The organism is Pseudomonas fragariae (ex Marin et al. 2024) (assembly GCF_059621105.1).
Genome location: NZ_CM184369.1, coordinates 4,811,770 through 4,823,820 on the forward strand (window position 1 = coordinate 4,811,770; position 12,051 = coordinate 4,823,820).

Here is a 12,051-nt window from a genome sequence, read left to right on the forward strand (position 1 = left end):
CTAATCCTTGAGGAGGTTCAGATAGTCGACATGCCACCCAACCAGCTGGTCGATTGCCAACACTTGGTAAGTGCCCCGCACGTAATAGTGCCCGCTCCAGCTCGGCGCAATCGGCTCGACATCCTTGGGGGCATGGTCATGAGCCCAGCGCAGAAGCTCCAGCCCTTTGGCCTCGACTTCGAGAGGATCTAAACCCTCACAATCTTCTGCCATTCGAGAGTGGAGATCCGACCAACGCTCGGTGAGCTTTGCGTCATAACTGACGATCTTCGACCGCATCTGAGGTTTTTCGACAATCCACTTCGCCCGTTGCTGCGTCGCCCTCCATTGCTCACGGACAGCCTTAGTGACATCAGAGGGTCTTCCCCGAACCAAAGCGATCTGGCGATAGAGCATACCGTCAGACTCATAGTCATCGGGATGGTTGACCATGTCGAAATCAGCGATCAGCTTTTCGTCGTCCAGATGCGCGATGATGGAGGAGATGCTGTGTTCCATTTCGCTGCGCTGAATCACCCGATCGCGCTTGCCACACAGGGTGTACACCACCTGCTGATCCCACCACGCAAGCAGTCGCTCAGCCGCTTGGGAACGCTGATCCTTCGGGAGCAGGTGCAGGTGTTTGGACAGCGCCTCAGGGATCTGCCCAATCGTGACAGTGCCATGCTGAATGCGGATTCGTCGTAGCAGACTCGATCGGGTTGATGGGTCAAGGTTGAGGAATGCCTCACAGCCGGCAGAACGTGGTGTATGCGGAAGCTTATCACCTGCGGCCTTCGCAGCGGTGCGCTCATCAACGACACGGCTGGCTTCCTCAAGCATCGCATTGAGCAAGGTCTCTCGATTCGCCTGGGGGTCACACAGAGCCATCAAGGGAGAGTCGCTGGGTACGGTGCCGACTGAAACAAGGCAGAAGGTCGTATCAGCCAGTGATACGAGTGGGATGGCATCAATCCATACCTTGATGGTTTTCCACAACGCCACGCATGCCAGTGTGACGGGGGGCGGATTTTCTTGGACGGAATGCTTGAGTTGGTACAGAAGGGTCTGGCCGTTAGCCGTGAGCTCTACGTCGTCCAGCCTTTCGATTGCCACCGCAGCGTCATCATTCGTCTGCGATATCAGCGTCAGTAGAGCGAACTGGCTCTGGAAATAAAATCCCAAAGCGGCTGCGGACGCCTCATGAATCGTGTTTGATTCTGCACCTTCCATCACCCGAACAAACGCCTCCCTGGTGCAATAATGCGATCCAATTTAATCGCAAAATGATACCAGAGTGCCATTATTAATTCACAGGCTGACACCGGCTTTAGGTAAGGACGAAGGTCGACTAGGCAACCGGAGAAACTCGGCAAACCGTCTTCACCTCCACCTTCGACGCGCCGGAGTCGAGCTTTAAGCTCATTTGACGATCAGCGTCTCGACGCCCGTGACCATATCACGAGAGGATTCGATCACGCTGGGGTTGTCGTTGCCGACTTGCCTGAACAGCGCGATCACCTCATCAATGTCCATGAAGAGCAAAAACTTATCTTTCTCACGGTCTGAGGTGAAGAAAAATCCGGACAGTCCGCCCTCTTCCGAGACACAGGGTGCGAAGATGAAGCTGTGTATGACCCCGCCGCAAACGAAGGGAATACTCCGCTTCTCTTGATTACCTTTGTTGAAGTCATAGAGCTCGTCAAGCCTATGATTATTACGCCAGGTCACAGGTTTGAGGTTGGCGAACTTGCTGACCGCGAGCAGCATGGCTCGTGTCTCATCAGTCACTTTCGTGGGGGTTTCAGTCAGCCTTCTGACCGAGTAAAACCCTATGAAGATATCCCGCTCGATCTGGGCAAGCTGATCTTCAGATAGCTCTCTAGATCCCTTGAGAGCTGCGAGGCGCTTAGCCAGTTTCAGCAGAGGTAGCTTCCAGTTTTCACTTTCCCAAACCATTGAGTAAGCCCCCCAAGGATTGCGCCTGCGTCCAGCATGGCCGCCCTACAACCCGAGATCCACCGTGAATCGTGTATCCCTCATCTCATCAGTTGCCAATTGATCGCTGACCAGACGCTGCAATACACAATAGTAGAGATAATCGCGTTTATGCTGTCGCACCCAGAGAACGGATGCCAGCGGGTCATCATTGCCCCAGTCGTCGTTCAGGCAAACCTGCAGGGCCCTGAAGGCCGCGTCGCCCACGCTTGTTCGATATAGCCGAGTCATATCGTCATGCCCAGGCGGACGTGCATAGGTGTGAAGCACACCACGAATGACATCTTGCAAAGACTGCCCATACGATCGAGCAGCACAATGCCAGACCTCATTTTCCAGCTCAGCCCGTTCCACGGCACGCTCCCAACAAATTAGACCGGGATGCAATTTCCACGTAAATCAGCCTCTGTGCCACTGCTCATGGACGCGAGCGCGGGAGCGCTTATCCAGGTACCAGAACGATCAGTAATGTGCCGCTGGCCATGATCGACAATGTAACGATCAGCCCTTTGCGCCGGCCCACGTCATCGATATAGGCCCCCAGAATCACAGCGCCCAGCGGTCGCAGCAAGAAGCCTGCGCCGAAGACAGCAAAGGTCATCATCAGGGCGGCGAATTCACTAAAGGCGGGAAAGAAAGCTGACGCGATCTGGGTGGCGTAGAAGCCGAAGAGGAAGAAGTCGAGCTGTTCCAGGAAGTTGCCCGAGGTCACTCGGAATACGGCGCCTGCCTTGGATTTGGCGGACGCTGGCCGCGATTGGGATGAGCCATGCATTGTTGTTCTCCAGCGATCTTATTAGGTGCTTTGTTAGCGCTTTGATCGAGGATTCTGCGTGGCACACCTTGATACGATAAGTGTTATGTTTCCATCGATTGATGCCGAGGCTCTATCAATGCTTGCTGGTGCTCCCGTCTTTTTCAGCATCCGGGCCAGCCGAGCAACGCTCTACTTATGAAACTTCTCAAGATGGCTTTGGAGGTCTGTGGCCAGTTCGATGTAGGAATGCACCGAGTCCTGTGTTGGCTCTGCGCCTACCGCATGAGCGGCATCGTTCCGAAGACGTCGTAGCTCGTGGTAGAGCGTAACCTGTGTCTCGCTCAATGCCCCGATACCCGACAACTCCTGCGCCAGGCGAGCTGCGGTTATATAAGACTTGGCTGGATTTGCTGAGCTTCGAGCCAGCGCTGCACGAGCAGCTGCCTCCACACGCACCCATGATTCCTGGATGGCTGAGCGCGGATGGAGCGCTGCGAGCTGGAACAGGAATTCTTTAGAGGCGGTTACGTCTGCACTCAATGGCGGGACAGGCTGTGCAGGCTTGTCGACCATCTCTTTGAGCTTGTTCACGTCTCGTTCGAACTCAGCCTCAACAGGGCCTGCTTTGAGCTTTTTGAGGAAAGGCGCCAACGCCTTCAATTCTGGCTTAAGTAATACCAGTGCAGCCACAGCCACCGCTGGCCAAGCCAATGCCTTGATCAATTCGGAAATAAAGGTAAAAACGTCCATTGCCATCCTTGGATAACTCCCGCACCCAAAATGAAGCCACTCAAAAAAATGGCTACCTACCCACTCCAACCTGACTTGGCACAGACCGTGCTCGTAAGGCAGCCAGCTTTTTATTCATGCCCAATACCTGATCCGTCGTCAAGACCGAAGTGTTAACCACCCCATAAAAATCCCTTACTAAACCGCTAGGGTTGTGCGACGGAGGCCTCGCACCTCCAGCTATGGAAGATGCCAAACCGGCTATTTGTAAGCGGTCAGCGAACACACCTTGATCACGCTGGTGGGTAGTTGCTCGCTTTTAGCGAGGTCTCACGAGTCTCTAGTACGAATTATTGCTTAGCCAGAATTCAGAATAATTCTGAGCCACCCAAAGGCGTAGGGGTGTCCCTTCCCTCTCCACTAGAGCTCCGACTACGTCCGTCGGCGCGCTACCCATTCCAAGTGACTAGCCGCCTTAGGCATTTAAATCAGTTCGTAATATCCCATTTCGCTAATTTTTATCCCTGCCCTACGGTCAGGAGTAAAGCGCTCCTTAATGATATAAAATAAGTCGTGGAAGACAGTTTTCGAGGTTGCGAAATAGCTGTGCCCTAACCCGAACATGTCTGCGCCAGCCGCTGTTACGTCGACCGTAGACAAACCCCTGATTACAATGGGTGGAGAGGCATTGCCCGCGCGATTGAGCTTGTGCAATTTGGTCGACGCAAGAATAGCTCGATCAGTTCTGGAAGCATATAAAGTTACCTGTTCGTACTTTCCAAACGACCGCGAAATCTGCTTGAATCGACCCTCGTCGATATCAGGAGCAGCCAGTACTACTTGGCTGACTGGAGTTGCACCTGGCTGGTTTTGCCAATTCTCCAGCACGGCTAAAAGCGCCCTATTGCCCATGCTATGAGCGACGATATGAAGGCGTTGCAACCCCAGCTTGGTCGTGACCTCGGTCAGAAACGTACGAAGGTGCTCTTGAGACCACTCGATCGTCGATTCATCAGCGGCATAGTTTCCTATTCCCCCCCGCGATGACCAGCTGTAACACAGCTTCACTCCAATAAATTTCAGATCATGGCAGATCTGAGCCGCCCGCCAGATCGCTTCGTCGAAACTGACGTTGAAACCATGAATGAACAGCAGCCCCTCACCATCCTGGAGCCGCGTGCTTCTGCACCAATCACTGAGTTCTAAGGGGGTCAGTCTGTGTATAACGATATGCTTGCAGGGGTCTTCATCAGGCGTCGACCAAAACCTTATCCCACGACTGGGGCGCTCCAGCGCGCCTTCTTTGTGAACATGGGGAATTGAAACATTCGCAACACCATAAGTGACCTTGTCCTCTCCTCTGACATCACCAAACGTCGCGTCACCATTGTTATTGACTGTCAGCAGCCGATCGGTGCCAAAGTGAAGCATATGGGTTGTGAATTGCTGATCAGCTTCGAGCGCTAGCTTGGCTGGTGACCTGCCTACCTGCAAGGTATCAGGGAGTTTAGAGATTGGTTTGCGCGCATGAATGATATTGTTCTGATCGCCACGAAGTACACGCGTGACTTTTAAAGTGGAGGTGCTAGGTTTTTCACCACCAACTCTAGGAGATACAATTCTGACGGAATGGACGACAGGATGAGCCTTTCGACTGGTTGGTCGACGAGGCGATGACCTGGAAGCTTCGATATCCATCTGAGCAGGACGAATGGCAGTTGAGCGCCTCACCAAGGTGCGAAAATGAGCCTTTTTGACAAGCCCTCTTACTGCTCCATCTCTAAGAGATTGAGCGTCGAGCATTTCCCTCAAACGTTCTGACTCGTCAAGCAACTTGATCGATGTGCTACCAAGGCGAATCTCATTAAACCGTGCTTCTGCACTGGGGTTACGAATGTTCTGCCTCAGGAAATTGGCAAACTCACCGGTCGGAGATGTTTGCCAGGCGATGAAAACGTTTGTTGAGCTGACTACCCGCTGATACGGTTTGGACGTAGAAATGTTCCTCAACAGAATGGCGGCGGCCAGCTTCAGGTCTTCAGTTGTTCGCATGATCATCCTTGGAGGTCATTTCGGGCTAGGCTATTTTGAGAAATTTAGGGCACTGGGATCGCTTATCGGGAATTTAGTTGGCCCCACGATTTTGCATACGAGCTGCGTGTCGCTGATCCACAGAGCCCGTAACCCAGAATAAAGTGGTCACATCGATTTGACGGAAATGACCTCGACGAACTTGTATTTCTTGCGGGCGGCTTTGACAGCATCTTGCTCTGCCTGCAGTTTGCTGAGCGTGTCTACTTCATGAGTCAGCTCGAACGTTTTGCCTTCAAACTCATTGCCAACACGGAGAGTGACGCGGAGCCTTGGAGTGAACGCCTTCGAAACTTTTTTCTTGGCTACCGGCACCGCTGGTTTCACGAACACGACCTCGGGCACCGTTTCCGGTCTCGGGGCAGCGGCGAGCTGCGGTGCAGGTACGGCGTCACCGAAGAGCGCGCGGCGCATTTCTTCTTCGCTCAAATCAGGATTCATACAGTGTCTCGGCGGGAATTATGTTTAGCTCGTCCGATTCTATCAGTACGGCCGGGGGCATCCCATCAGCGGATGGCGAGCACTGGATCGCTTAGCCGGCAATAACTGGCGCTGACCGACTCCAACACAGATACGCATATGTGCCTATGGAGATGAAGGCTTCGTGAATGGATTGAAACCTGACTACTTCAGTCCCAGTCGGTCAGCGCGAGAACAGGCTTAGCACTGACAAGCTCACCTAGTGACCACTGAGCCATCCACACCGTAAAGAACCTTCCCATCAACCACTGATTGCCAAGCGGCTCGAACTGGGTACTCCAAGTCACGGTCAAGAAGCCTCTTTCTAGCATGAGCCTTGAACTCATCCAGAGACCAGAATGCAAGCGAGACCGCTTCTTCTGCAGGCAGGCCATAAGCCTGCCCGTTGCTTGAGTCCCAACTATTGCTTAGAAACTCAAGCGCAAAGCGATCTAGGCTTGGGTCGCTATCCTTCAAGATATGTAAGAGATTTGGGCATGCTTGAGGAGCGAGGCGCGCGAGCGTCCACAGGATGAATCCAGGGCGGTTCTGATCAAGGAGGGCTCCCCTTTTTCCCACCTCGGTGACATTGGTAGCGAAGGCGGCGGCGCATGTCTTTTTTCGAGCAGCACTAAGCTTGAATATATCTGAGGATTGGTTGCGACTGTCGAGATAGCTTCGTCTCAAAATCTCTGCCGCACAGGTGATTGCTTGAGGGTCACGCACAATTTTCTCAGCTATGGAATCGAAGCCTTTGGGCTGCCCTGCATTTGCCAACTGTGAGATTTTTTGCAAAGCCAGATCTTCAGCTCCAACGCTGAAGATAACCCGCCGCGATTGAGTGCGACTTACGAATACAGGAGCATCTACAAGCCTCGCGATTGAGATGCATGTATCTACAAGGTGGTCGTTCTCCGGGCGAGGTAGCGATTCTCCAACCTCCCCAAGCATGTCTATAAACTCGTTACAGTTGTCGATGGTCAGCTGAGAAACGATGACTGCTCTTGCACTGGCATCCTGCAGGTATTGACGCGCGGATTTGATACTCACATCCCCATCAGTAAGACTTAACTGCAGAGCAATGGCCAACCGTGATGGGTGTGAAATGACGCCTTCTGCGTACGTGCCCTTCCCGAGGGATCGACTTTTCTCGGCCAACGCGACGTCAGGAAACAGGAAGTGGACGACCTTGATCAAAGCCGCCTCCGAACAGGTGTCATAGGCACGTTGACGTTCAGCTATTCCATCTTCGATCAGATTCTTTGAATCGCCCATCTCGAAGGCATCGCTCGAAAGGCGTCCGACAAACAACCGAGGCTGTCTTTTCAAAAGCTCAAAAACAGCAGGCGCTTTAACAGAAAGGGCTACGAGTCCGAGGATGTCTGCAAAAACGATCTCACCCCGGAGCAAAGGCTCCGTGAGTCGCACGGCGTTGAATACGCGAACGACGTCGCGTGGCTGGTTCAAGAGCTCACGTAACCCAGAGTGATAGATGAAACCTAACCGCTGATCTTGACCCTCAAAATTTCCACGTAATACCTCAGGTGCGAGGCTCTCCAACGCGTCGTTGAAAAGTCTGCCTCGGGCGCTGAGTGAAAGGTTCGGTAAAGGCATCCTCACCTGAACAATCTTGTCCAAGTACGAGCCTGCGTGCGGGACGTTCAAATTCTGCAGGGCCCGACTGACATAATCCGAATCCCACGCCACGACATAGCCAATTTGAGGCAGCTCACCTACCGCCTTGATGATTCGGATCATCTCGAAGATTTCGGATGGAAACAGCCGGTCGATGTCATCGATGAACACGATCACTGGCCGGTCAAACGCCCTCAACGCGGCTTCGACATTTTGCTTATAGGCTTCAACGTCGGGCGTCTTGTATTCAGAAATAGCGCTCGTTGCATCCCCTGCTGCGTCTACGACAGACTTGATCAACGACGTCCAAGGCTCTGCGCCTGGTATCAACTTGACCAGGTCAAAAACCTTTGAATAAGCCTTGAGCTCTCTGGCGACTTTCTTGCCGTCGCGGCTGCGGTCGCTGAGTTTGATGGCTTTCGCAATGCTGGAAAGAAACTGACGCAGCAGTGCGTCTTTGTCGCCGATCAACCATGGATTGAAATGAACGATCACTGGAGATGCCGCCTCGGTATCTCTCACCAAAAGCGCCTGGATCATTGCAAGCGTTGAGCTTTTTCCGCTTCCCCACGCCCCTTCAATCGAGAGAACGAACCCAGCCGAACTGGAGACTCTGCGTAGCGCGGAAGCCGCGATACTCGCAAACCCCTCTCGGGATAGCTGATCGTTGGCTAGGGCAGTATCAGGCTGAAGGGGCAGATCGAAATCAATCTTTGCAGCGTGTACGGCAGGATTCAACGGCGCGGACTTCTTTCCCACAGACTTTCCCCACAGGACAAATCGATGTCCCCTTTGACGATGGATTACTGACGGCAGTGAACGGCAGTCGGCGTGTTGTCATCGCAACTCATTGGATAATGCCCGATATCCAGAGCTCCGTGTTGAACGCTGATTCGCTGAAGGCAGATGGTCTCGAAGAGCTAAAAATGCGTGCCGATAGAACCAGTGAAGCGCCTTGAGGGGCCTTGAGGCGTTTGAGAGGTCGTGCTCATATAATTGATGAGGCATCCTGGCTGCGCAGATAGCGCTTGAGCTTGAGCTGATCACGCATCCAGTCACTCGCGTCATCTGATTCGCGCATCATCGTGGCAAATTTTTCAGGCGTTACCTCCCGATTGCGTTGTTGGAAGTACTCGCCATTTCCACGATCTGGGACGTTGTGAGGATGCCGGATCATTGAATTAAATCCATTCCCGTCGGAAGTCTGATGATGGACGAAAGGGTGGCACGCCTGCGCTGCCCCGGCCCGATGAGCACATACACAGAATCCTCGGTCTCAAAAAATCGGCTTTCGCTGAAGGACTCCATTGGGGCAGTGCGGGCCCAGCCACCAATCGGGTACCTGCTAAGGGTGTCGTGCACCATGTCCAGGAATACGACCATCATGGGGTACTGTCCCATATCGGCCAGGCCGTCACGCACCTGATCGGGCATCTCCAGATCGAAAACAACCCAGTCCTGAACCACACAGTACGGTTTCCCGGGAAACCTCTCGGCTACTTGTGCTGCAGCCTCCTCGGGAGAAGCATCCAGCCCTTCCATGGCCAGACCCGGGCCGCGCAGCATCTCTGCCAATATTTTCAGCTTGTCCATTTGCGCCCTTAATGTTCGACCCGTCGGCTGAGATCCAGAGGTAGCTCTTCAGTGCTCTGCGGCACCAAGACGTAGGCGCTACCAGTAGAGGTCAGTGCGACGGCGTATGCGTCTTGATCAACGAACTCAACGATCACGGAGGTACGGATGCGCCGACCATCCTTGAAGCGGTTTTTCTTATCGAAGTAAACAATACCGGTCAGCATGAAACCCTCAACCTCAGGACAGAACAAAAACGCAGTTATCCCAATATTGAAATGCGCACGTCTGGCATCCGCGACTTGAATAGGCACCCGCCCTGCATCAGACATAGGCGCTTTCGTCTTGATCCATCGAGGACACAAGGACGTAATGGTCACCTCCACATTCGCTCTGCAGCAAGGTGTAGCCGCTTTGAAGAGCAATGACTCGCACAGGCGGGGTGAGGATAGTCTCACCGTCTCCTATTGTGCCAGAGAGATCAAAGTATGCATGCGCGGCATAGTGCTCACCAACCTTCCCAGCGCCCAAAAGGTACGCGTCCACCACGACTTTCCAATCGTACTTCTTTGCGTCTAAAACCGCTTTTGGAATGCTCATGCTCTATGTCCTGCGGCCTTATAAAACTCATTTGCATTGATCAAAATTCAAAACCTTCAATGGATCAAAACCGGTTTGTTCATTGGGATACCCGAGAGGGTTTGAAACCAACCTGCAGCCACCCAGCTCGACGTCAACCGCTTGGTGGGTATGCCCAAAAATCCAGACATCGCTGAACATCACCAGTGAATGCCAGTTGTTGCAATATGCCGCCGTGAGATGCCCTTCATGCTCATGACCGCCAACCTCTACAAGGGGCGCATGATGCGTAATGACGACAGTCTTCCCGTCGAAAGGCTTCTGCAACTCAGCAGCCAGCCACTCACGTGATTGACGGCTACGGGCAGCGACCTCATCTGTACGCAGCTTGTGAAAATTCGAGCCTGCGCGGATTACTCGGAAGTCGGTCATGGTGTTCCTGGCAGCAGCGCTCGCGGCAGTCAAATCACCCGTAGCGCTGAAATCCGTCCATCCTGTACAACCTAAAAACCTGATGCCATTCTTGATGAAGACGTCGTTTTCCATCACGTGGACATGACTCTCTGCCACCTGCCTCGCCTTCTCCAGCGTCCGGTCAAAATGCCCGGAGTAGTACTCGTGATTGCCGACGATGTAGAGCACTTCACATGCGAACGCCTGGTTCGCCCATTTCACGCCGCGCTCTCTCGTGTGAATGTCCCCGGCGAGCACGACAAGATCAACGTCCGAGACCACAGGCTCGAATGGCTTGAATTCGAGGTGTAGGTCAGACAGAACGCTAATCTTCATTCCCAGTTCCATTCTCGGTTTAGCTATAAATTGATGTACCCAACATCTTCAGATGCGAGGCGGCGCCTGCTTGACTGAGGTTCATGCGATGAGTGGGTACATCGTTCGGGCACGCATCTTAGCCGAACAAGACCGTTAGTGTCAGCATCCGCTGTTTATTGGTCATAATGACTGTGGCTCTATCCTCGCTTTTGGACGCCTATGTCACTCAAGATCGAGGTAGCGGCGGCGCTTCGCGGAATTCGCCAGCAGCGTCAATTGAGCTATGAGGACTTGGCGGGGGGCTCGCTGCGCACGACTATTGGCGCCCTAGAGCGCGCCGAAGCCGGCGTCACCTTCGACAAGCTCCATGAGATTGCCGAGGTACTCGGTTTTGACCTCGTGACGCTCGTGGCCCTGTGTGTAGGCCTCAAGGATGGCCAGGAGCCTCAGGCTATAATGGAAGCGGCCATGCGGGAGCTTCAGGCGTTCGAGGCATCGGGCGGTATGGAACTCGTCCAGGAGCAGCTTGAGGACGGCAAGCTTTTTCCCCGAGCTGTCGGTAAGCCGAGGAAAGTGCGCAACGAGGACGCCGTGCTTGCGCTCAAAGCACAAGGTAAGAGCCCGGCTGAAGCAGTCGAGATTTTGGGGTTGTCTCGTACAACCGTATCAAGGTACTGGCTCGGCGATGGTGGCAGTTGAAGAGTGTAGGTGACGGTGCGTGATTTGAAGTTGGCTCTGATCTATCATCCTTAGCTATGTTCAGCGTCCACAAGTTGCCCCAATTGAATGAACTGCCTGAGCATACCATTGCCCAGCGGTGAGGCCTGCGTTTGATAACGCTATTTGGCCGCTCGGCATGAAACTACTGAAAATGACGGGGCGGCTGCGCTGCTGAGAAATACAACGTCAACTCGGTGACTGATATTAATAGTTACCACTGCGCAAGGTTCCGCTTCGCCATAACCCTCCTGAACCGCTCGTTGCTCATTTACTGGAAATGTATCGAGCTCAATAAATCAGGGTCGTCGAGAATGCTTGCGGGTTAAAAATAATCTAGGAAATGACAGCAAGTTGCTTGATGAAATAGATGATTAAAGCTTATCCGTTCGCTTCTGGAGACGTCGGATGCTTGAACGGGCTCGATACATATCCTCAGCGGCAACGAATGCCTCAATCTGCGCAGCCTCTCCCTATCGAGATCCAACAGAGCCCGCCGCGCCACCGATCCAAGGCCATCAGCGAGCCGGGCAACCCCTGGAAGACACCTACCCTACTGTCAGTTTGTCGTTGATTTCTCGCGTCTCGTTTGGCTGACGAGTGTAAACCGATCCTCTGAATACGTCGTCTCCGGGCCTGGTATCGACTGCCCAGATGCGCTTCCAGGCAAGGCGGATCAGCACAGGAATCCAGGCACGCCGCAGACACGTGAGCAATGGCTACAGGACAACAACTAGGTCATGAAGCGCTACAACGAACATGTC

General features: G+C 53.4%; 13 protein-coding genes and 1 pseudogene. 1 reads left to right on the forward strand and 13 read right to left on the reverse strand.

The window, feature by feature from the left end:
- From AC54XV_RS20840 to AC54XV_RS20900, 13 genes and pseudogenes are all read right to left on the reverse strand, one after another.
- On the reverse strand, positions 1 to 1,212 hold the full coding sequence (locus AC54XV_RS20840) for an ABC-three component system protein (protein WP_330750746.1): 1,212 nt from the start codon (positions 1,210 to 1,212) through the stop codon (positions 1 to 3).
- 189 nt (positions 1,213 to 1,401) lie between these two features.
- Positions 1,402 to 1,938 (reverse strand): hypothetical protein, encoded by a 537-nt coding sequence (locus AC54XV_RS20845; RefSeq protein ID WP_330753396.1) that lies wholly within the window; start codon positions 1,936 to 1,938, stop codon positions 1,402 to 1,404.
- A 45-nt stretch (positions 1,939 to 1,983) separates the two neighbouring features.
- Complete coding sequence (locus tag AC54XV_RS20850; protein ID WP_496717194.1) at positions 1,984 to 2,331, reverse strand: hypothetical protein; 348 nt, start codon at positions 2,329 to 2,331, stop codon at positions 1,984 to 1,986.
- Between the two features lie 91 nt (positions 2,332 to 2,422).
- Positions 2,423 to 2,752: pseudogene (locus AC54XV_RS20855) on the reverse strand (citrate-proton symporter); the annotation flags it as partial.
- Between the two features lie 171 nt (positions 2,753 to 2,923).
- Positions 2,924 to 3,484 carry a hypothetical protein gene (locus AC54XV_RS20860; RefSeq protein ID WP_330750744.1) on the reverse strand — a complete coding sequence of 187 codons (561 nt, stop codon included), beginning with the start codon at positions 3,482 to 3,484 and terminating at the stop codon, positions 2,924 to 2,926.
- A 462-nt stretch (positions 3,485 to 3,946) separates the two neighbouring features.
- Positions 3,947 to 5,515, reverse strand: a complete 1,569-nt coding sequence (locus AC54XV_RS20865) for an alpha/beta hydrolase (RefSeq protein WP_496717195.1) — start codon at positions 5,513 to 5,515, stop codon at positions 3,947 to 3,949.
- Positions 5,516 to 5,662: 147 nt separating this feature from the next.
- A complete protein-coding gene (locus tag AC54XV_RS20870; RefSeq protein ID WP_496717196.1) occupies positions 5,663 to 5,995 on the reverse strand; it encodes a hypothetical protein in 333 nt (110 codons plus the stop codon).
- A 234-nt stretch (positions 5,996 to 6,229) separates the two neighbouring features.
- Positions 6,230 to 8,407, reverse strand: coding sequence for a KAP family P-loop NTPase fold protein (locus AC54XV_RS20875; protein ID WP_496717197.1), 2,178 nt, complete (start codon positions 8,405 to 8,407; stop codon positions 6,230 to 6,232).
- Between the two features lie 229 nt (positions 8,408 to 8,636).
- On the reverse strand, positions 8,637 to 8,825 hold the full coding sequence (locus AC54XV_RS20880) for a hypothetical protein (RefSeq protein WP_060409120.1): 189 nt from the start codon (positions 8,823 to 8,825) through the stop codon (positions 8,637 to 8,639).
- Positions 8,822 to 9,241, reverse strand: a complete 420-nt coding sequence (locus tag AC54XV_RS20885; protein ID WP_057420012.1) for a DUF6957 family protein — start codon at positions 9,239 to 9,241, stop codon at positions 8,822 to 8,824. Before AC54XV_RS20885 ends, AC54XV_RS20880 begins: the two co-directional genes overlap by 4 nt.
- A gap of 8 nt (positions 9,242 to 9,249) precedes the next feature.
- Positions 9,250 to 9,552, reverse strand: coding sequence for a hypothetical protein (locus AC54XV_RS20890; protein ID WP_060409121.1), 303 nt, complete (start codon positions 9,550 to 9,552; stop codon positions 9,250 to 9,252).
- Entirely contained in the window at positions 9,545 to 9,820 is a 276-nt protein-coding gene (locus AC54XV_RS20895; protein WP_496717198.1) for a hypothetical protein, read from the reverse strand. Before AC54XV_RS20895 ends, AC54XV_RS20890 begins: the two co-directional genes overlap by 8 nt.
- 27 nt (positions 9,821 to 9,847) lie before the next feature.
- Positions 9,848 to 10,588 (reverse strand): metallophosphoesterase, encoded by a 741-nt coding sequence (locus AC54XV_RS20900; protein WP_496717199.1) that lies wholly within the window; start codon positions 10,586 to 10,588, stop codon positions 9,848 to 9,850.
- A 201-nt stretch (positions 10,589 to 10,789) separates the two neighbouring features.
- On the opposite strand from AC54XV_RS20900, the gene AC54XV_RS20905 reads away from it, so the two are divergent.
- A complete protein-coding gene (locus AC54XV_RS20905) occupies positions 10,790 to 11,269 on the forward strand; it encodes a helix-turn-helix domain-containing protein (RefSeq protein ID WP_496717200.1) in 480 nt (159 codons plus the stop codon).
- The last annotated feature ends 782 nt before the right edge of the window (positions 11,270 to 12,051 follow it).

What these genes read in the sequence shown, in the direction of transcription:
- AC54XV_RS20840 (WP_330750746.1), bottom strand. Translation starts at nt 1,212, where the DNA reads ATGGAAGGTGCAGAATCAAACACGATTCATGAGGCGTCCGCAGCCGCT.
- AC54XV_RS20890 (WP_060409121.1), bottom strand. Translation starts at nt 9,552, where the DNA reads ATGTCTGATGCAGGGCGGGTGCCTATTCAAGTCGCGGATGCCAGACGT.
- AC54XV_RS20845 (WP_330753396.1), bottom strand. Translation starts at nt 1,938, where the DNA reads ATGGTTTGGGAAAGTGAAAACTGGAAGCTACCTCTGCTGAAACTGGCT.
- AC54XV_RS20865 (WP_496717195.1), bottom strand. Translation starts at nt 5,515, where the DNA reads ATGCGAACAACTGAAGACCTGAAGCTGGCCGCCGCCATTCTGTTGAGG.
- AC54XV_RS20880 (WP_060409120.1), bottom strand. Translation starts at nt 8,825, where the DNA reads ATGATCCGGCATCCTCACAACGTCCCAGATCGTGGAAATGGCGAGTAC.
- AC54XV_RS20860 (WP_330750744.1), bottom strand. Translation starts at nt 3,484, where the DNA reads ATGGACGTTTTTACCTTTATTTCCGAATTGATCAAGGCATTGGCTTGG.
- AC54XV_RS20905 (WP_496717200.1), top strand. Translation starts at nt 10,790, where the DNA reads ATGTCACTCAAGATCGAGGTAGCGGCGGCGCTTCGCGGAATTCGCCAG.
- AC54XV_RS20885 (WP_057420012.1), bottom strand. Translation starts at nt 9,241, where the DNA reads ATGGACAAGCTGAAAATATTGGCAGAGATGCTGCGCGGCCCGGGTCTG.
- AC54XV_RS20870 (WP_496717196.1), bottom strand. Translation starts at nt 5,995, where the DNA reads ATGAATCCTGATTTGAGCGAAGAAGAAATGCGCCGCGCGCTCTTCGGT.
- AC54XV_RS20895 (WP_496717198.1), bottom strand. Translation starts at nt 9,820, where the DNA reads ATGAGCATTCCAAAAGCGGTTTTAGACGCAAAGAAGTACGATTGGAAA.
- AC54XV_RS20900 (WP_496717199.1), bottom strand. Translation starts at nt 10,588, where the DNA reads ATGAAGATTAGCGTTCTGTCTGACCTACACCTCGAATTCAAGCCATTC.